This is a genomic window from Hymenobacter siberiensis (assembly GCF_018967865.2).
In the GTDB taxonomy this organism is placed as follows: Bacteria; Bacteroidota; Bacteroidia; order Cytophagales; family Hymenobacteraceae; genus Hymenobacter; species Hymenobacter siberiensis.
Genome location: NZ_JAHLZY020000001.1, coordinates 3,669,987 through 3,688,202 on the forward strand (window position 1 = coordinate 3,669,987; position 18,216 = coordinate 3,688,202).

An 18,216-nucleotide genomic window follows, 5' to 3' on the forward strand; every position below is an offset into this window, starting at 1 on the left:
CTTTTTTCGCAATACCTCCTTGATAACCTGGTGTTCCAGACTCAACTCGGCGTAGAGCTGTTTGAGGCGGCGGTTTTCCTATTCCAAGTGCTTGAGGCGCTGCAACTCGCTCACGCTCATGCCCCCAAACTTGCTTTTCCACGCGTAAAAGGTGGGCTCACTGATGCCGTGTTCCCGGCAAATCTGGACCACTGTCTGGTCTTGGTCCTGTTGGCGTAAAATTCCCGGAATCTGGGCTTCACTAAAGCGACTTTTTTTCATGAACAGTTAAAAATAGAAGAAGTGAAAAGTTACTACTTCTCTCTATTTTTGATTGGCTCACTTTCGGGGGAAGCTTACAATTCATACAAAGAGGCTTAAAAGTTAATTCCAGCCCGGCCGGCAATCAGCGGCGGCCCGACTCGAAATCGAGCCAGTCGGCGCGCTGTTCTTCCAGCTCGGCGGGGCTGATGCCGTAGGCGGCGCAGGCCTCCACGGCATCCATCAGGCCTTGCTCCACGGCGTTGAGCACGGCCCAGATTCTGAGCTTGCGCTCGGCGGCAGCACTCGCATAGTCAGCGGGTTGGGGGCGGTCATCGGTATCGAAGTAATCGGGCTGATTCTCAGTCATAATGCAGCCAAGGTAGTGACGCTACTATTAACGCAGCGTGAACATTGGTTGGATTGGCGCACGGGCCCGGAAGTTTATTTCCAGCGACTAAAAAACTGGTCGAAGCCCTCGCGGTAACCGTCGCTCACGGGCAGGGTTTCGCCGGCAATCTGCACCGTGCCGCGCCCCACCGACTGGATGTGGCCCAGCCCCACGATGTAGCTGCGGTGGATACGCAGAAACTTGCCGGCGGGCAGCTTTTCCTCCATGCCGCGCAGGCTGGTGAGCGAGAGCAGCGGCCGCGTCTGGCTGGCCAGGTGCACCTTCACGTAGTCCTTCAGGCCCTCCACGTACACGATGTCGGCCAGGGGCACGCGCACCAGCTGGTACTCCACTTTGAGGTAGATGTAGTCGTCCTCTGGTGGATTGGCGGGTTGGGGGATTGGTGGGGTGGTGGCGGGCGCGGGGATTTCGCTGGCCTGCTTCATTTCGAAATAGGTTCTGGCCTTGAGGGCAGCGCGCAGAAACTCCTGGTAGTCGAAGGGCTTGAGCAGGTAATCGAGCGCATCGACGCGGAAGCCCTCCAGGGCGTACTGGTTGAAGGCGGTGGTGAAGATGATGCGCGGGCCGTGCTGCAGCACCTTGGCCAGCTCCAGCCCGCTGAGGTCGGGCATCTTAATGTCAAGAAACAGCAGCTGGGCATCGGGGCGCTCGTGCAGCGAGCGCAGGGCGGCCACGGCGCTTTCGTGCCGGCCCACAAGGCGCAGAAACGGGGTTTGCTCGATGAAGGAGCACACCAGGCCCAGGGCCAGGGGCTCGTCGTCGACGGCTACGCAGTTGATGACGAACGGGGCGGCGGCAACGGCGGGGATTATAGATTCAGGTGCAGGCATACTTCGTATTCGTTGGCGGCGTTGTGGGGGTTTACGCGCACGGTGTGGGCGTGGGGATAGAGCAAATCGAGGCGGCGCTGGGTGTTGGCCAGGCCAATGCCGCCGGGCTCATCGTCGTCGTCGGCGGGCCGGTCGGGGAACACGGTGTTGCGCACGCACAGCTCCACGGTATGGGCCGTGGGCTGGCGCAGCTCGATGCTGATGCGGCTGGGCGCGGTGGCGCTCACGCCGTGCTTAAACGCATTCTCAACAAACGGCTGGAACAGCATGGGCGCGATGAACGGGTCGGGGCTGAGCGGGTCGGGCATCTCGAAGCTGACCTGCACTTTGTTGGTCAGGCGCAGGTGCATTAGCTCAACATAATCGCGCAGGAAGCTGATTTCCTGGCTCAGGCAGGTGTGGCCGGCCGGCGACTCGTACAGCACGTAGCGCATCATGCGCGAGAGACGGTGCAGGGCGGCGCGGGCCTGGTCGGCGTCGAGCAGCGTGAGGGCGTAGATGTTATTGAGGGTGTTGAAGAAGAAGTGCGGGTTGATTTGGGCTTTCAGCAGGCTCAGCTCGGTGGCTACCTGGCGGCGCTCCAGCTCCAGGCTGCTTTCGGCGTCGCGCTGGCCCTTTTGCATGGCCGCGAGGCTGGTGGCAATGCCCAGCACCAGCAGCGCCAGCAGCAGCACCCCGGAATTGACGAACAGGCTACCTTCCTCCAGGCCCGGCACCGGGTACGGGCGCGGCGCCGACCACGGATTGGGCGGGTTGAGGACGGCCTCGCGGGCAGCCGAAATCAGCTCGGGCACCCCCAGGCGTTGCTCTGCCTGCTGATGAATGGCCAGCACCGCCAGCACCAGCGCGGCATTCAGCACCACGTAGGCCCAGCCTTTGCCGCCATACAGCAGGCGCGGCGCGGCCCACGCCACGTTCAGGTAAAACACGCCCACCAGCAGGCCAAACACCACGGCCTGCGTCAGCCAGAACTCGGTGGGCTTGGGGCCGGGGTAGTCGGGCTGCTGGGCCACCAGCAACACCGCCACCAGCCCCCAGACCAGAGCGTGCAGTAGCAGTGTGGAAGCCGAACGAAATAGGAGTATGGGCATAGTTGGGAGTTGGGAGTTAGGAGTTAAAAGTGAAGCGTTGCGTAGCGAGAACGAACGGCGGCCAGTCCTCAACCCCCATTTTTAGCTCTTATACTCCCAACTTTTAACTCTCTCCAAAGCTACAACTCGCCCTTGGGTGCCCGGGCCTTGTATCGGCCAGCAGGGGGTGGATATCGCCCAGTCGGCACTATAGGCCGCTGGTGCGGCGTGGCCCCAATTGACCGCGCCGTTTGGGGGGGCTAAAAAGGCGAATGGGCGACGCGGGACAGTAGCTCGGCGATTACAGTTGGCCCCAGTTATTAAGGAGCCGCAAATTTGAGCCAAACCCGCTGCCTATTGGCTGGCAGATTGCCGCTTACTCCTCCGCTCCTCCCCCCTGCTTTCTTCATGGCCTCGACCCTGCTTCCCCGACTTGCTTCGATGATGGCCGCCGCCGCGCTGCTGCTGGTAGTGGCCTGTCAGAAAGACCGCGAACCCAGCACGCCCACCACCGCCGACCTCGCCGCCATCACGGCCCTGCCGCAGGAGGCCACCGCCCCGGCCAGCAACCCGAGCAGCGCGGCCAAAATCGCGCTGGGCCGCGCCCTGTTCTGGGACCCCGTGCTGTCGGGCGGCAAGGACGTGAGCTGCGCCAGCTGCCACCATCCCGCCAGCGGCTACGCCGACGCCCTCGACCTCAGCATCGGCAGCAACGGCCAGGGCCTGGGCACCGCCCGCCACTTCCGCGCCCCCAACGACATTGCCTTCAACCAGCGCAACTCGCCCACCGTGCTCAACGCCGCTTTCAACGGCATGGCGACCGATGGCAGCTACCAGCCCGCCACGGCCGCCATGTTCTGGGATTTGCGGGCGCAGTCACTTGAAAACCAGTCGCTGATGCCCGTGGCTACGCTGGAGGAGATGCGCGGCCACCAGTATACCGAGGGCGTGGCCCTCGATTCGGTGGTGGCGCGGCTGCGCGGCATTGCGGCATATGGGCCGCTGTTCAGCGCCGCGTTCGCGGAGGCCACGCCCATTTCGGCGGCCAATATCGGCAAGGCCATTGCCTGCTTCGAGCGCACGCTGCTGGCCACCGATGCGCCTTTCGACCAATACATGCGCGGCGACAAAAGTGCCCTCACGGCCCAGCAGGTGCAGGGGCTGAACGATTTCGTGACCAGCGGCTGCGCCAAGTGCCACAGCGGCCCGATGCTCAGCGACTACCAGCTGCACGTCCTCGGCGTGGCCGATAATAGCAAAAACCCGGCTTCTGATGCGGGGGCCAATGGCAGCTACGCCTTCCGCACGCCCAGCCTGCGCAACGTGGCCCTCACTGCGCCCTACATGCACAGCGGCACGCTGCCCAACCTGCAGGCGGTGCTGGCTTTCTACGCGCCACCGCCCGGGGCACCGGCCACAGCCAACCCGCACGTGAGCCTGGGGCAGCGCGACCCGCTGTTTCCCGGCCGCGTGACCAATCCGCAGAATATCATCGCCTTTCTGCAATCCCTCACCGCCACCAGCTACGACCGCACCGTGCCCGCCGCCGTGCCCAGCGGCCTGGCCGTGGGCGGCAACATTCACTAGCCTTCCTTTCATTATTTTTCCATTTTTCAACCCTTTTTCCCCAACCAACTTTTATGCGCTTCACTAACCTCCTACGTTTTGCCAGCGCCGCGGCGCTGCTATGCTCCATGAGCAGTTTCTCAGGCTGCGAGAAAGACAATGTGGGCCCCAACGGCGGCTGCACCAAGAAAATCACGACGGCCACTCCGCCGACGACCACGACTACGACGGGAACCGGTACGGGCACGGGCGCTAACTAACCCGGCACAGGGGTACCTCGCCCCCGGCACCTCTCCAAAAGAGAGGGGAACCTGACGTTAGCCCGCGCTGAAAGTCGCGTGGTACCCCTATCTTGGAGAGGTGCCGGGGGCGAGGTTTTTCAGCTGCTGCCGGCCGATTTATTATCTTCACTACTACCATGAAAACCCTCCGCTCGCTTAGACTGCTGTTGCTGCTGTTGCTGCTGCCGCTGGCGGCTTCGGCCACGCACATTGTGGGCGGCGAGCTGGATTTGCAGTACAAGTCCGGCAGCACCTACACGCTCAGCCTCAACCTGTATTTTGATGCCATCAACGGCAACCCGCTGGCCTTGGACCAAAGCCTTATAGCCAGCATTTTTGTGAAAGCCACCAACCAGCGAGTGGTGAACGTGACGCTGCCGCTCACCAGCAATACCTTCGTACAATATACCAACCCGGCCTGCGCCGTGGGCTCGCTGAGCACCCGCAAGCTAGTATATACCAAAGATATCACCCTGGATATCAACACCTACGCCAACCCCGGCGGCTACTACGTGGCCGTGGAGCGCTGCTGCCGCAACATCAGTATCAGCAACATTATGAACCCGGCCGGCGCGGCCCAGACCTTTTACCTCGAGTTTCCGGCCGTCGTGCGCTCGGGCGCGGCTTTTATTGATTCCACGCCGCGCATTTTCCCGCCCCTGGGCGACTATGCATGCCGGGGCGAGCTGTTTTATTACGACTTCGGCGGGCAGGACATCGACGGCGACTCGCTCGCCTACGATATGGTGACGCCGCTGAATGGCCACGCCTCGGCGGCCGTGGGCAACACCGCGCCCCTGCCCAGCGCCGCGCCCTACGCCCCCATCACCTGGAGCCCGAGCCTGAGCGCCGCCAACCAGATTCCGGGCACGTCGGCCCTGGGCATTAACGCGCGCACCGGCCGCCTCACGGTGCGGGCCACCAACCTGGGCCTGTTCGTGTTCGGGGTGCGCTGCGCGGAGTTTCGCAAGGGCGTGAAAATCGGCGAAACGCGGCGCGACTTCCAGCTTTATGTGCTGAACTGCCCCACCAACCTGGCGCCCAGGCTCCAGGTGCACCCCGCCAACAGCGCCACGCTGTACCGCCCCGGCCGCGATACGCTACGCCTGCTGCCCGGCGGCAACCGATGCCTCACCATTCGCTACACCGACTCCGACCCCAACTCGGTGCTTACCATGAGCACCCGGCCGGTCAATTTCACGGTGCCCGCGCCCACCTTCACCACTAGTACCAGCGGCACGGTGCGGGCCGCCGGCGCCCCCGACACTCTCACCGCCACCCTCTGCTTCCCCGATTGCGCCGACACCAAGGGCAAGGTGTACCTGCTCGACCTCATTGTGGCCGATAACGGGTGCAGTCTGCCCAAGCACGATACCGTGCGCGTAGCCTTCACCGCCACGCAGGGCACCAACGCGGCCCCGGTGCTCAGTAGCAGCTTCCCGCCCGCCCCGGCTCCCACCGTAGATACCGCCCCCACGGTGGTGCGCGTGACGCTGGGCCTGCGCTACACCGCCACCCTGACCGGCACCGATGCCAACCGCAACGCCTTGGCCCTCGCGGCCGTGGGCGAGGGCTTCGACCTCGCGGCGATGGGCATGCAGTTCACGGCCCAGAATGGCGCGGGCCTGGCCAATGGAACCTTCGCCTGGGAGCCCACCTGCGCCGCCGTGGCGGCCATCGGCACCAGCAATGGCCTGGTGGTGCACTTCAAGCTGACCGAAACCGGCCCCTGCGTACCGCTGCCGCAGGAGCGGACCATCCGCTTCGAGGTGGTGCCGGTGACGGAGCTGACAGCCTTCCGCCCGCCCAACGTCATCACGCCGAACGGCGACGGGTTGAACGACTTTCTGCGGATGCCCGACCTGCCGGTGGACTTCTGCGATAATAAATTTGCGGGTATCAAAATCTTCTCGCGCTGGGGCCAGCAGATATTTGCTTCGGCAGAGCGCGAGTTTCAGTGGGGCGGCCAGGGCGCGGGCGGGCTGTATTATTACCTGGCTACTTACACCGACGGCCGCAAGTTTAAGGGCTGGGTGGAGGTGATTCCGTAGCGGGGTGGCAATGCTTGGTTACCCGTCATTTCATTACCCGTCATGCAGAGCGCAGCGCTCTGCATGACGGCCTTTATAAAAACCAGCGCCAACGCTACTTCTACCTACTTTTCCCCTCCCATGAAGCTAAAGCCCAACATTGCCACCAGCGAGGCCGGATTCATCTTTAATCCCGCCACCGGCGACTCCTTCGCGGCCAACCCGCTGGCGGCCGACATCCTGGCCCGCGCCAAGGCCGGCCTGGACGCGGCGGCCATCAAGGCCGGCATTCTGGAGTGCTACGACGTAGCCCCCGGCCAGCTCGAAAAGGACTGGGACGACCTGCTGGCCCAGCTGCGCGACTTCAACCTGCTGGTGGAAGCGGGAAGCGAGGAGCGGGGAGCGGGCAACAAAAAGTAACCTGCGCCAATGCCCACTCCCCACTCCCCGCTTCCCGCTTCCAACACCCGGCCGCGCCTCACCGTGGCCGTGACCGGCCTTAATGCCACCGACAGCCCCGGCCCGGGCGTGGCCGTTATCCGCGCCCTGCGCGAGAGCACGGATTTCGACCTGCGCATCATCGGGCTGAGCTACGAGGCGTTGGAGCCGGGCATTTACCTGCGTGAGCTGGTGGATAAGTCCTACCAGCTGCCCTACCCGGCGGCGGGCACGGCGGCGCTACTGGCGCGGCTGGCCCACATCCGCGAGCGGGAGGAAGTGGCCGTGCTCATCCCCAACTTCGATGCCGAGCTGTTCAACTTCATCAAGCTGGAGCCAGAATTACGGGCGCTGGGCATCCACACGTTTCTGCCCACGCTGGCCCAGCTCGACGCCCGCGACAAGCTGAACCTTGCCGCCTTCGGGGCTGCGCACGGCTTCAGCACCCCCGCCAGCCGGCCGCTGCACAGCGCTTTTGAAATAACGACTGCCGCCGAAACCCTGGGCTGGCCGCTGGTGCTGAAGGGCCGCTACTACGATGCCGCCGTGGTGCACTCGCTGGCGCAGGCCGAGCAGGCGTTTGCGCGGCTGAGCGGGCTGTGGGGCATGCCACTCATCGCACAGCAGTTTGTGGCGGGGCAGGAAATCAACATTGCCGGGCTGGGCGACGGGCACGGCCGCGCCCTGAGCGCAGTGCCCATGCGCAAGCTCACCATCACGGACCGGGGCAAAGCCTGGGCCGGCATCACCCTGGAGGATGAGGCCCTGCTGGCCCTGGCCCGCCGCTTTGCCGAGGCCACCCGCTGGCGCGGTGGCTTCGAGCTAGAGCTGATTCGCACGGCCACGAATGAGCTGGTGATTCTCGAAATCAACCCCCGCTTCCCGGCCTGGATATACCTCACGGCCGCCGCCGGCCAAAACCAGCCCGCCGCCCTGCTCCGCCTGGCCCTGGCCCTACCCGTGCCGATGATGGAAGGCTATGCCGTGGGCAAGATGTTCGTGCGCTACGCCTGGGATTTGATTACCGACCACACCGAATTCCAGCAAGTGGCCGCGCTGGGTGAACTTTGAGCTCCCCTCCTCGGCTGAGGAGAGGATATTGCCGCGTAGCGGCAACGGGGGTGGTTGACCGCGTTGAACGACACCCGAACGACACCCGGCTGGTGCGGCCGAATCACGCCCAAACGATGCCCGGCTGGTGCGGCCGCGAGTCGTTCAACGATTCAACCACCCCAGCTGTCGCTTCGCGCCAGCATTCCCTCCTCAGCCGAGGAGGGGAGTTGTCCGCTGGCGCATTATTATCCATCCATGAAACGCCCCTACGAACGTCCTACCCTCCGCAAGCTCACGGCCGGCGCGCTGCACAAGTTTGGGCCGCGCGCCGGGGCCGCACCCACGGCCGCCCTCGATGGCGTAGCCGTGGCGGAGCTGGTGGCCCGGTTCGGCTCGCCGCTCTTTGTGCTGAGCGAGCGGCAGCTGCGGCGCAGCTACCAGGCGGCGGTGCGGGCCTTTGGCACGCGCTACCCGGCGGTGCAGCTGGCGTGGTCGTACAAAACAAACTATCTGAACGCCGTGTGCCGCACCTTCCACCAGGAGGGCGCGTGGGCGGAGGTAGTGAGCGGCATGGAGCTGGAAAAGGCTTTGCTGAACGGCGTGCCCGGCCCGCACATTCTCTTCAACGGCCCCGGCAAGCGGCGCGCCGATTTGGAGCGGGCCTGCGCGGTCGATGCCGTCATTCACCTCGACAATGCCGATGAGCTGCACCTGCTGCTGGACGTGGCCGCCGGCCGCGCCAGCCGGCCCCGCGTGGCCCTGCGCGTGAATCTCGACGCGGGCATCTACCCGCAGTGGGACCGGTTCGGCTTCAACCTGGAGAATGGCGAGGCCTGGCAGGCCCTGGGCCGCGTGGTGGCCTCGGGGCGGCTGGCGCTGGTGGGGCTGCACTGCCACATCGGAACTTATGTGCTCCAGCCCAAGGCGTATGGCGTGGCGGCCACCAAGCTGGCAGCGCTGGCCCGGCGCTGCCGGCGCGAGCTGAACACGGCCGTGCAGTACCTCGACCTGGGCGGCGGCTTCCCTTCCACCAACACCCTGAAAGGCGCTTACCTTCCCGCCGCCGATACCGTGCCGCCGCTCGACGAATACGCCGAAGCCATCACCGGGGCCCTGCTCGGCGCAGGCTTCCCGGCCGATGAGCTGCCGCTGCTGGTGCTGGAAGCCGGCCGGGCGCTGGTGGACGACGCGGGCTCGCTCATCGGCTCGGTGCTAGCCAACAAGCGCCTGGCCGACGGCCGCCGCGCCACCATCCTCGACTTCGGGGTGAACCTGCTCTTCACCTCCTTTTGGTACGACCACCACATCAGCCCCACCCGCGAATTCTCGGACCAAACCGAGCCCACCGTGCTCTACGGCCCCCTCTGTATGAACATCGACCAGCTCCGCAACAGCATCGCCCTGCCCCTGCTCGCCCCCAGCGATACCGTGGTGGTGCACAAAGTGGGCGCATACAACATGAGCCAGTGGCAGCAGTTCATCAACCTGCGGCCCAACGTAGTGATGATTGACGAGGCCGGCGCGGTGCATATAATAAGAGCCGCCGAAACGCTGGAGTACCTGCAGCAGCTGGAGCGGGTGCCGGCGCACCTGCTTCCTTAACTTTCATCGCCCTCCCCGAAAACCTCACCCCCGGCCCCTCTCCCCAGGAGAGGGGAGCCTGACGACCCGTAACCGAAGTATTTCCGGTGCCCCTCTCTTTTGGAGAGTGGGTCGGGGGTGAGGTTACGCCAGCCGCGCCGTTATGACTCCTACCCTTACATCCTTCCTTCGCGCCGTGCTGCACAGCTACGCCATGCTGTTCTTTTCGCAGCATCGGGGCTTTGCAGCGGTGCTGCTGCTAGTGTCGTTTGGGCACCCGGTGGTGGGGGCGGCGGGGTTGGTCAGCACCTGCCTGGCGGTGGCCGGGGCGCAGCTGGGCGGCTTCAATAAGGAATGGACCGCCAGCGGTGCCTACAGTTTCAACGCCCTGCTTACCGGGCTGGGGCTGGCCTCGTTTTTCGCGCCGGGCTGGGGGCTGGCGGGGCTGGTGGTGGTGGGCGCGGGCCTGGCCCTGCTGCTGAGCGTGGCCCTGGGCGGCTGGCTGGGCGGGCGGGGACTGCCGTTTTTGTCGGTGCCGTTTGTGGGCACGGTGTGGGTGCTGCTGCTGGGAGCCGGGCCGCTGCTGCACCTGCCGGCGGCCGAAAGCGGCATCTACTGGCTGAACGATGCCTACGCCCTGGGCGGCCCCCGGCTGGCCACGGCCGCCCAATGGGTGGGCGACTGGCCCTGGCCGCCGCTGCTGGCTACGTACCTGCGGGCGCTGAGCGCGGTGCTATTTCAGGACAGTGCGCTGGGCGGGCTGCTGGTGGCGATGGGGCTGCTGTGGCACTCGCGCATTGCGTTTTCGCTATCGGTGCTGGGCTTTTTGGGAGCATATGGCTTGCTGCTGCTCACCGGGCCGGCGGGCAGCGGGCCGCCCGATTATAACCTGGGGGCCAACTACGTGGTGGCGGCCGTGGCCGTGGGCGGCGTGTTCGTCATTCCCTCGGCGGCCAGCTACGGGTGGGCCTTACTGAGCGTGCCCGTGACGGTGGTGGTGCTAGCCGGCTGCACTACGGTGCTGGACCGGCTGGGACTGCCGGCGCTGTCGCTGCCCTACTGCGCCACGGCTTTGTTGTTCCTCTACGTGCTACTGCTGCGCGAGCGGCCGGGCGCGGGACTGGTGCTCACGCCCATCCAGCGCTACTCGCCCGAGCGCAACCTCTACGCCTACGCCACGGCCCGGGTGCGGCTGGCCCACCAGGGCGCGGTGCCCCTCACCCTGCCCTTCCTGGGCGCGTGGACCTGCACCCAGGGCTACACCGACGGTGGCCCTACCCACCTCGGCGACTGGGGCCAGGCTCTGGACTTCGCCATCACTGACGCCGACGGCCGCACCTACCACGGCACCGGCCGCGCCCTGAGCGACTACTACGCCTACAACAAGCCCGTGCTGGCCCCCGCCGACGGTGTGGTGCAGGAAGTCATTCAGCACATCGAAGACAATGCCATCGGCGAGGTGAACACCCGCGAGAACTGGGGCAATACCGTCGTAATCCGCCATGCGGCCGGGCTGTTCACCCAGCTTTCGCACCTGCGCGCCCACTCGGTGCCGGTGAAGGTGGGCGACTACGTACGGCGCGGCGACATCGTTGGTACCTGCGGCAGCTCGGGGCGCTCGCCCGAGCCGCACCTGCACTTCCAGGTGCAGGCCACTCCCTACTTGGGTTCGCGCACGCTGGCCTACCCGTTGGCGTATTTCGTGGCAGCGGCGGGGGTGAGCGCGGCCAGTATTCCCGCACAGCCAACCCCGCCGTCGCGGAAGCTCAGGCAGCAGCTTGCTCAGTCAATAAATTTATCAGCAAGCATTTATGGGCAAGCAAATGCTGCATTGGATTCGCCGGCTAGGATGAGCTACGCCCCCGATGGAACAACACGCCCGGCCGAAACCCCTGCTTTTGCTGCTTCCCAAATGCCGCAGCTCCGGCACTTTGCCGTGCCCGTGGCGGGCGAAATCGTGCGCCCGCCCACCTTCAACCGCACTCTGAGCCAGGCCCTGCGCCTGCCCCCCGGCTACGCGCTGGACGTGCGCGATGCCGCCGCGCCCACCGCCCCGGCCCAGCGCTGGGAAGTATTCACCGATGCCTACAACCTGACCTATCTGCGCTGCCAACGCACGGGAGCGGTGCTCTACTTCGGGGGCGATGAGTCGGTGTTCTACTGCACGGCTTTTTATGGCGATGAAAGCTCGTGGCTCTTTCTGCTTTACCAGGCCGCCTACCGGGTGCCGCTGGCCGGCCTGCCGGGCCAGGTCGTGCACGACGAGTTTCCGCTGACCGTGGTGCACAACCCGGCTCTTACCTGGGCGCAGGATGTGCTGGCCCCATTTTACCGTTTCCTGCGCCCCACTTTTTGGGCCGAGGAACTACCCGCCACGGCCGGCCATTGGCCCGGCGGTCCGGTGCGGCTGCGCAGCCGTGTGGTGGTGGCAGGCTTTGGCCGCGCCCGCGAGGTACAGGCTGCCGAGCTGCTTTTTACCGAAGGCCGGCTCGCCGAGCTGCGCGTGCGCCGTGCCACCGGCAGCGTCACCCTCACCTGCTCAGTAGCCGACGCATGAGGAAATTAGCCCTGCTGCTGGTACTGCTGGCCGGAACCACCGCCGCCCACGCCCAGGCCCCGGTGCCCGATTATCAAACCACCGACAGCCTGACCCAGGCCCTGGCCGGGCAGTACCGCTGGGCCGCGCTCGACTCGGTGGGAGGCGCCGCCCTGCGCCTCGGGCTCGACTACCCGGCCCTGCGCCGCCGGCTGGGCCAGGCCGCCCTGGCCCGCGACCGCCCAGCGCAGGCCACCTGGCACTACGGCCGCGCCCTGCGCGAAAACCCGGTTGATATCACCGCCCGCTACGGCCTGGCCCTGGCCTACCTCAGCCTGAACCAGCCCGGCCCCGCCGCCCTGGTGGCGCGCGACCTGCCCGACTCGCTGCGCCGCCCACTGCATCTCAACGGCTTCCAGCTGCTGAGCCGGGTGGAGGTGGAGGCCAGTGGCCAGACCACCCGCCAGGAGCATCGGGGACCGGCCGGCTTCCTGCGCCTGGGCGTGGGCACCCGCCTCAGCCCCCGCCTCAGCCTGAGCCAGAGCATTAGCTACTTCGGCCAGAACATTGAGCTGCCCGACCGCCAGCAGCGCGGCCGTGGCACCTCCTACCCCGTGCGCCAGAACGGGTACTACGCCCAGCTGGCCGGCCAGCTGGCGCCGCGCTGGCGGGCACTGCTCGGCTACCATTTCCTCGACAGCGATTTTGGCCGCCTCGAAACCAGCAGCAGCCACCTTGGCTATGCCGCCCTGGCCTACGCCCGCCCCCACTGGACGGCGCAGCTGGGCCAGTACGTGGGCACCCTCACCGATACTGCCCGCGCCCAAACCAACCTGCGCCTGACCGTGTACCCGCTCGGCAACCTGCGCCTGTATGGCTTCGGGCAGGCCAGCGTGGTGCGCTCCAACGGCCGCAGCCACCCGCATGCGCTGCTGGGGGCGGGCGGGCGGCTGCACCGCCGCGCCTGGCTCGATGTGTACGGCGGCCTGGGCCAGGTGCCGGTGCTGGCCGAGCTCGATGGACTATACGTGTACAATCTACTCGACCCCTTGCAGGCCCGCGCCGGTACCGGCCTGCTTATTTTGCTGCCCGAGCGGCTCTCGCTGCGCCTGAGCTACGGCCTGGAGCGCCGCCGCGATGCCATCAACGGCTCCCTGTATAACTTGCAATCTCTTAGTACCGCCCTCGCATGGACCTGGTAAAGCTGACTTTCGCCACCGCTGCCCTCGTGTATGCTGTGCCGGCCGCCGCCCAGGCTCCGGACCAGACTGCCGCCTTTGCCACCAGCTACGCCGCCGAGGCCAAGGCCGACTACGCCGACGCCATTGCGCCCATCAAAAGCATCTACACCGGCACCTACGAGCAGAACCTGCGCCTGGGCTGGCTCTATTTCCTAGCCAAAAACTACCCCGCCGCCGCCGCCCACTACCAGAAGGCCGTGGAGCAGCGCCCCTACGCCATCGAGCCCAAGTTCGGCCTCATCAAGCCCCTGAACGCGCTAGGCCAGATTGAGAAGATGCTGAGCACCTACGAAACCATTCTCAAAGTAGACCCCCAGAATACCCAGGCCAACTACTGGACCGGCGTTATCTACCTCAACCGCAAGGCCTACAGCCAAGCCGCCCGCTACTTCGAGCACGTCGTCAATCTCTACCCGTTCGACTACGATTCCAACATCTCCCTGGCCTGGGCCTACCTCAACCTCGGCAAGAAAGCCGAAGCCCGCGCCCTCTACACCAAGGCCCTGCTCATCCGGCCCGGCGATGCCGCCGCCACCGCCGGCCTGCGCCGCCTCTAGCGCGGCCCCTACGCCGCCAGGCAGCGCACCACGTAGGCCACCAGCGCCTGAAACGTTTCGGCCCGCCGCAGCTCGGCATCGTCGAGCTGCACGTAGCACGCCTGCTCTACCTCGCAGTACAGCTCGTTGCGCTCCACCTCACTGGCAAACACGGCACTCAGCCGGCGACGCGGTATGAGGCAGGACGGCGCAATGAAGTGCCGCCGGAAAATGCGGCGCAAAATACGATAGGCCTGCTTTTTCATACTCGTAAGGGATAAGGCGATAACAGCGGCATGGCTGGCGCGGGCTGCCAGCTGCTCAGTTGGCTGGCCGGCGGCCGGGACGGCGCGCCCGGCGCTGGGCCGCCGGCTTGGCCTGCAGCCGGGCATATTCATCGGCTTTCAATAGTGACCGGAGCTGGGTGTCAAATTCGTCTTCGAAGCGCTGCACGGCAAAAAAAATGGGATGATTAAGGGGAGTGGCAATACTAAATCTTTACCGCCCGGCGGCCAGCAGGCTGATGCGCTGGTCGTCGGGTTGGGCGGCCTGCCACTGCTCCAGCCGCAGCACCTGTATGGCCGTGAGCTGCGCCCGCAGGACCTGGTCGGCGGCCTCCGGCGTGGCGGTAGTGGCTGAGGAGGCCGGATGGGCTGCGGCCAGGCGGGCGGCCAGTGCCTGGCGCACCGCCACCACTTGCTGGGGCTGGAGTTACAGCGTGGTGGTGAGGTCGCGCAGCAGCTAGTGATACTGCGCCACTGAAAGCGCCGCCACTACCGCCACCGGGATGCTGGCCGGGCCATCGGCGAAGGATACGGGCACGCGCGGGGTTGCACTTTCGGCGTCGCGCATTTGCGCGGCGGCGGGCCGGGCTTCGGCGAGGGCGAGCAGGCACACGAGGAGGCGGAGGAGGCGCGGCATTTGCATGGGTGCGGGCTATTGGAAGCGAAAAAAAACGCCGGCGGCGGGCCGGTTTCATGCATCAAAGGTGTTCGGTCGGAGCCGGGGCCTCAAACCCAATCGCCCAACCGTGCTGCCACACCGACTACTTCCCGGTTTGGCCAGCTTATCCACACCGGAGTACCTTGGCTTAAAGCAGAACAACTGGGAGCTTCAGAGCTGATATTCACCGACTTTTTAAACTAATTCGTCGATTTATTATCTTTGCTGCCAACCCTACTGGGTATCTTTGGTCAGCCCCCTCCACTTCGCCCATAGGCTACCCCAAGCGCCGCCTTTTTCTCATCTTACTAATACCCTGTTCCCATGACTGATGCCACCGGCTACGTCACCTCACGCCACCCCACGATTTTACTGGGCAGCGGCTACGCCGTTTCGCCCGGCGTGGTGCCCTGGTCCTACCAGCCCGGCGATGAGCTCGGGGCAGACCCGGTAGCAGAGGGCCAGTTTGTGCTGGAGCAGAACTACCCCAACCCGCACCGCGGCGTAACAACCGTTCCCTTCACCCTGCCCGGGGATGCCGATGTCCACCTCGATTTATTCGACCAGTTGGGCCGCAAAATGGCAGGCGTAGCACGCAAAGGCCGTAACGCCGGGTCGCAAAATATAAAAATCAATCTGGAGGGCCTGGGATTACCGGCTGGCGACTATATTTACCGACTACAGGTCAGCAACCGGTTCGGGATATACCAGCAGGCGAAGCAGATGACCATCGAATAAAAACAACTGGAAGTGAGTGGGCTTAGAAGTGAAGCCCCGAGGCCGACCGCTGCAACGGTCGGCCTCTTTTTTTGGGTCTTGGGGCCCAAGGCCGCATTCGTTTGGCCGAAACCTTTCAGGTTAGGCTGCGCCGCCCGTACTTTGCCGTTGGGCCACTGCGGGCGGCGGCTTACTTTTCCACTCGCTTCCAACTCCCATCGCGGCTCCGCCGCATATCTTTTTCTTATGGCTGACCAAACTCTTACCGGCCTGCGCGCCGGTGTGCTGCACGGCGACGAAGTGCAGGCCCTCTTCCAGAATGCCAAGGCCCACGGCTACGCGCTGCCCGCCGTGAACGTGACCGGCACCAACACCGTGAATGCCGTGCTCGAAACCGCCAAGGCAGTGAATTCGCCCGTGATGGTGCAGTTCTCGAACGGCGGCGCGCAGTTCTTCGCCGGCAAGTCGGTGAGCAACGACGGCCAGCGGGCCAGCATCGCGGGTGGTATTTCGGGCGCTCACCACGTTCACCTTATGGCCGCGCTCTACGACGTGCCCGTGGTGCTGCACACCGACCACGCCGCCAAAAAGCTCCTCCCCTGGATTGACGGCCTGCTCGATGCCGGCGAGAAATACTACCAGACGCACGGCCAGCCCCTCTACAGCTCGCACATGCTGGACTTGTCGGAAGAGCCGATTGAGGAAAACATCGAAATCTGCAAGCGCTACCTAGAGCGCATGGCCAAAATCGGCATGACGCTGGAGATTGAGCTGGGCGTGACCGGCGGCGAGGAAGACGGCGTGGACAACTCCGACGTGGATTCCTCCAAGCTCTATACCCAGCCCGAGGAAGTGGCTTTTGCCTACGAGCAGCTGAGCGAAATCAGCCCGCGCTTCACCATCGCGGCCGCTTTTGGCAACGTGCACGGCGTGTACAAGCCCGGCAACGTGAAGCTGGAGCCCAAGATTCTACACAACTCGCAGGAGTTCCTGCGCCAGAAGCACAACATCGCCGAAGCCCTGCCCATCGACTTCGTATTCCACGGCGGCTCGGGCTCGTCGCAGGAGGAAATTCGCGAGGCCATCAGCTACGGCGCCATCAAGATGAACATCGACACTGACCTGCAATGGGCGCTGTGGGAAGGCATCAAGGACTACTACGTGAAGAACGAAAGCTTCCTGCAGGGCCAGATTGGCAACCCCGGCGGAGCCGATTCGCCCAACAAGAAGTACTACGACCCGCGCGTGTGGCTGCGCAAAGGCGAAGAGACGTTCTCGGCCCGTTTGAAAACGGCATTTGAGGACCTGAACTGCATCAACCGCCGCTACTAGCCGGTTGAACGTCCCACTCCCCTCCTTTTTTAAGGAGGGGACATTTTCGCAACGCGAAAATTGGGGTGGTTGCATTCGTTGAACCGAAGGTCGGCGTAGCCAACGACACCCGAACGAGGCCTTTGTGCTATGTTCGGGTGTCGTTGGCGTTTCGGGACCCGCCGCAAGTCGTTCAACGACCTCACCACCCCAGTGTCCGCTACGCGGCCACGTCCCCTCCTTGGTAAGGAGGGGAGTTTGTCGTTCTTCATCTCCCCATCATACCCTACCAAGCCAACCCTACCCGCTACCAGGAAATGACTTACCGCCGCTGCGGCCGCAGTGGCCTGAAACTGCCGGCCCTCTCGCTGGGCCTGTGGCATAATTTCGGCGGGGTCGACACCTTCGAAAACGGACGCGCCATCCTGCACCGCGCCTTCGACCGGGGCATTACGCACTTCGACATGGCCAACAACTACGGCCCGCCGCCCGGCTCGGCCGAGGAGAATTTTGGCCGCATCCTGCGCGAAGATTTCGCCGGCTACCGCAACGAGCTCATCATCTCGACCAAAGCCGGCTACCACATGTGGGAAGGCCCTTACGGCGATTAGGGCTCGAAGAAATATCTCGTTTCCAGCCTCGACCAGAGCCTCAAGCGCATGGGCCTGGAGTACGTCGACATCTTCTGCCACCACCGCCCCGACCCCGACACGCCCCTGACCGAAACCATGGCCGCCCTCGACCTCATCGTGCGCCAGGGCAAGGCCTTGTACGTGGGCCTGAGCAACTACCTGCCCGCCGAGGCCGCCGAAGCTTTCGCCCTGCTGCGCGAGATGGGCACGCCCTGCCTCATCCACCAGCCCAAGTATTCCATGTTTGAGCGCTGGGTCGAAGACGGCCTGCTCGACCTACTGGGCGATGAGGGCGTGGGCTGCATCCCCTTCTCTCCCCTGGCCCAGGGCCTGCTCACCAACAAGTACCTGCACGGCATCCCCGACGATTCCCGCGTGGCCAAAGGCGTGGGTTTCCTCACCGAAAACAACCTCACACCCGAGCGCCTCGACCAGGTGCGCCGCCTCAACGACCTGGCAAAAACCCGCAACCAAAGCCTCGCCCAAATGGCCCTCTCCTGGCTGCTGAAGGACGAGCGGGTAACATCCGTCCTCATCGGTGCCAGCAAGCCGGAGCAGCTCGACGACTCGCTAAAGTGTCTGAAAAACCTAGCGTTCAGCGCGGAGGAGCTGGCGACGATTGAGGAGATTTTGTAGGGTGCGGGGCTGGCCCCGCCCGCCGTTGAACAATTCATGCATCAACAGTACAACGGCAGCAGTTACCAGTGCCAACGGCGGGGCGGGTGCGTATTTTTGTTGCGATGATAAACCCTTCCGACAACACCGACGGCCCAACCGCCAATGCTGCCCCTACCGAATTA

General features: G+C 64.7%; 19 protein-coding genes and 1 pseudogene. 12 read left to right on the top strand and 8 right to left on the bottom strand.

Annotated features, from left to right (window positions below; genetic code table 11):
- Positions 1 to 78 precede the first annotated feature (78 nt).
- From KQ659_RS16255 to KQ659_RS16270, 4 genes are all read right to left on the bottom strand, one after another.
- Entirely contained in the window at positions 79 to 261 is a 183-nt protein-coding gene (locus tag KQ659_RS16255; RefSeq protein WP_216680104.1) for a transposase, read from the bottom strand.
- Positions 262 to 385: 124 nt separating this feature from the next.
- Positions 386 to 610 carry a DUF1153 domain-containing protein gene (locus KQ659_RS16260; protein WP_216686085.1) on the bottom strand — a complete coding sequence of 75 codons (225 nt, stop codon included), beginning with the start codon at positions 608 to 610 and terminating at the stop codon, positions 386 to 388.
- Positions 611 to 684: 74 nt separating this feature from the next.
- The gene (locus tag KQ659_RS16265) at positions 685 to 1,482 is read right to left on the bottom strand and encodes a LytR/AlgR family response regulator transcription factor (protein WP_216680102.1); all 798 of its coding nucleotides are present in this window, start codon (positions 1,480 to 1,482) and stop codon (positions 685 to 687) included.
- Positions 1,461 to 2,573: a sensor histidine kinase gene (locus KQ659_RS16270; protein ID WP_216688211.1), complete on the bottom strand. Its 1,113-nt coding sequence runs from the start codon at positions 2,571 to 2,573 to the stop codon at positions 1,461 to 1,463. Before KQ659_RS16270 ends, KQ659_RS16265 begins: the two co-directional genes overlap by 22 nt.
- Positions 2,574 to 2,960: 387 nt before the next feature.
- Here KQ659_RS16270 and KQ659_RS16275 point away from each other — a divergent pair, with 387 nt between their 5' ends.
- The 9 genes from KQ659_RS16275 (at position 2,961) to KQ659_RS16320 (ending at position 13,835) form a co-directional block, all read left to right on the top strand.
- A complete protein-coding gene (locus KQ659_RS16275) occupies positions 2,961 to 4,139 on the top strand; it encodes a cytochrome-c peroxidase (RefSeq protein WP_226930009.1) in 1,179 nt (392 codons plus the stop codon).
- Positions 4,140 to 4,192: 53 nt separating this feature from the next.
- Positions 4,193 to 4,378, top strand: a complete 186-nt coding sequence (locus KQ659_RS16280) for a hypothetical protein (protein ID WP_216680100.1) — start codon at positions 4,193 to 4,195, stop codon at positions 4,376 to 4,378.
- Positions 4,379 to 4,536: 158 nt separating this feature from the next.
- Positions 4,537 to 6,450, top strand: coding sequence for a T9SS type B sorting domain-containing protein (locus tag KQ659_RS16285; protein WP_216688210.1), 1,914 nt, complete (start codon positions 4,537 to 4,539; stop codon positions 6,448 to 6,450).
- 120 nt (positions 6,451 to 6,570) lie between these two features.
- Positions 6,571 to 6,849, top strand: coding sequence for a PqqD family protein (locus tag KQ659_RS16290; protein WP_216688209.1), 279 nt, complete (start codon positions 6,571 to 6,573; stop codon positions 6,847 to 6,849).
- A gap of 9 nt (positions 6,850 to 6,858) precedes the next feature.
- A complete protein-coding gene (locus KQ659_RS16295; protein ID WP_216680097.1) occupies positions 6,859 to 7,938 on the top strand; it encodes an ATP-grasp domain-containing protein in 1,080 nt (359 codons plus the stop codon).
- A gap of 237 nt (positions 7,939 to 8,175) precedes the next feature.
- On the top strand, positions 8,176 to 9,522 hold the full coding sequence (locus tag KQ659_RS16300) for a type III PLP-dependent enzyme domain-containing protein (RefSeq protein WP_216680096.1): 1,347 nt from the start codon (positions 8,176 to 8,178) through the stop codon (positions 9,520 to 9,522).
- Between the two features lie 142 nt (positions 9,523 to 9,664).
- Entirely contained in the window at positions 9,665 to 12,058 is a 2,394-nt protein-coding gene (locus tag KQ659_RS21690) for an urea transporter (protein ID WP_216688208.1), read from the top strand.
- Positions 12,055 to 13,239, top strand: a complete 1,185-nt coding sequence (locus tag KQ659_RS16315) for a tetratricopeptide repeat protein (protein WP_216680094.1) — start codon at positions 12,055 to 12,057, stop codon at positions 13,237 to 13,239. The genes KQ659_RS21690 and KQ659_RS16315 overlap by 4 nt, the downstream gene beginning before the upstream one ends.
- A complete protein-coding gene (locus tag KQ659_RS16320) occupies positions 13,227 to 13,835 on the top strand; it encodes a tetratricopeptide repeat protein (protein ID WP_216680093.1) in 609 nt (202 codons plus the stop codon). The genes KQ659_RS16315 and KQ659_RS16320 overlap by 13 nt, the downstream gene beginning before the upstream one ends.
- An 8-nt stretch (positions 13,836 to 13,843) precedes the next feature.
- Here KQ659_RS16320 and KQ659_RS16325 read toward each other — a convergent pair whose 3' ends face one another.
- From KQ659_RS16325 to KQ659_RS16335, 4 genes are read right to left on the bottom strand one after another with little or no spacing between them, the layout of a single operon-like run.
- Entirely contained in the window at positions 13,844 to 14,080 is a 237-nt protein-coding gene (locus KQ659_RS16325; protein WP_216680092.1) for a hypothetical protein, read from the bottom strand.
- Between the two features lie 55 nt (positions 14,081 to 14,135).
- Positions 14,136 to 14,267, bottom strand: a complete 132-nt coding sequence (locus KQ659_RS21570; RefSeq protein WP_262905497.1) for a hypothetical protein — start codon at positions 14,265 to 14,267, stop codon at positions 14,136 to 14,138.
- Positions 14,268 to 14,312: 45 nt separating this feature from the next.
- Positions 14,313 to 14,501 (bottom strand): hypothetical protein, encoded by a 189-nt coding sequence (locus tag KQ659_RS16330; protein ID WP_216688207.1) that lies wholly within the window; start codon positions 14,499 to 14,501, stop codon positions 14,313 to 14,315.
- Between the two features lie 54 nt (positions 14,502 to 14,555).
- On the bottom strand, positions 14,556 to 14,735 hold the full coding sequence (locus KQ659_RS16335) for a hypothetical protein (RefSeq protein WP_216688206.1): 180 nt from the start codon (positions 14,733 to 14,735) through the stop codon (positions 14,556 to 14,558).
- Between the two features lie 345 nt (positions 14,736 to 15,080).
- On the opposite strand from KQ659_RS16335, the gene KQ659_RS16340 reads away from it, so the two are divergent.
- The 3 genes and pseudogenes from KQ659_RS16340 to mgrA all read left to right on the top strand — a co-directional run bounded on the left by KQ659_RS16340 (position 15,081) and on the right by mgrA (position 18,052).
- On the top strand, positions 15,081 to 15,494 hold the full coding sequence (locus KQ659_RS16340; protein WP_216680088.1) for a T9SS type A sorting domain-containing protein: 414 nt from the start codon (positions 15,081 to 15,083) through the stop codon (positions 15,492 to 15,494).
- Positions 15,495 to 15,719: 225 nt separating this feature from the next.
- Positions 15,720 to 16,805, top strand: coding sequence for a class II fructose-bisphosphate aldolase (fbaA, locus tag KQ659_RS16345; RefSeq protein ID WP_216680087.1), 1,086 nt, complete (start codon positions 15,720 to 15,722; stop codon positions 16,803 to 16,805).
- Between the two features lie 296 nt (positions 16,806 to 17,101).
- Positions 17,102 to 18,052: pseudogene (mgrA, locus tag KQ659_RS16350) on the top strand (L-glyceraldehyde 3-phosphate reductase).
- Positions 18,053 to 18,216 lie beyond the last annotated feature (164 nt).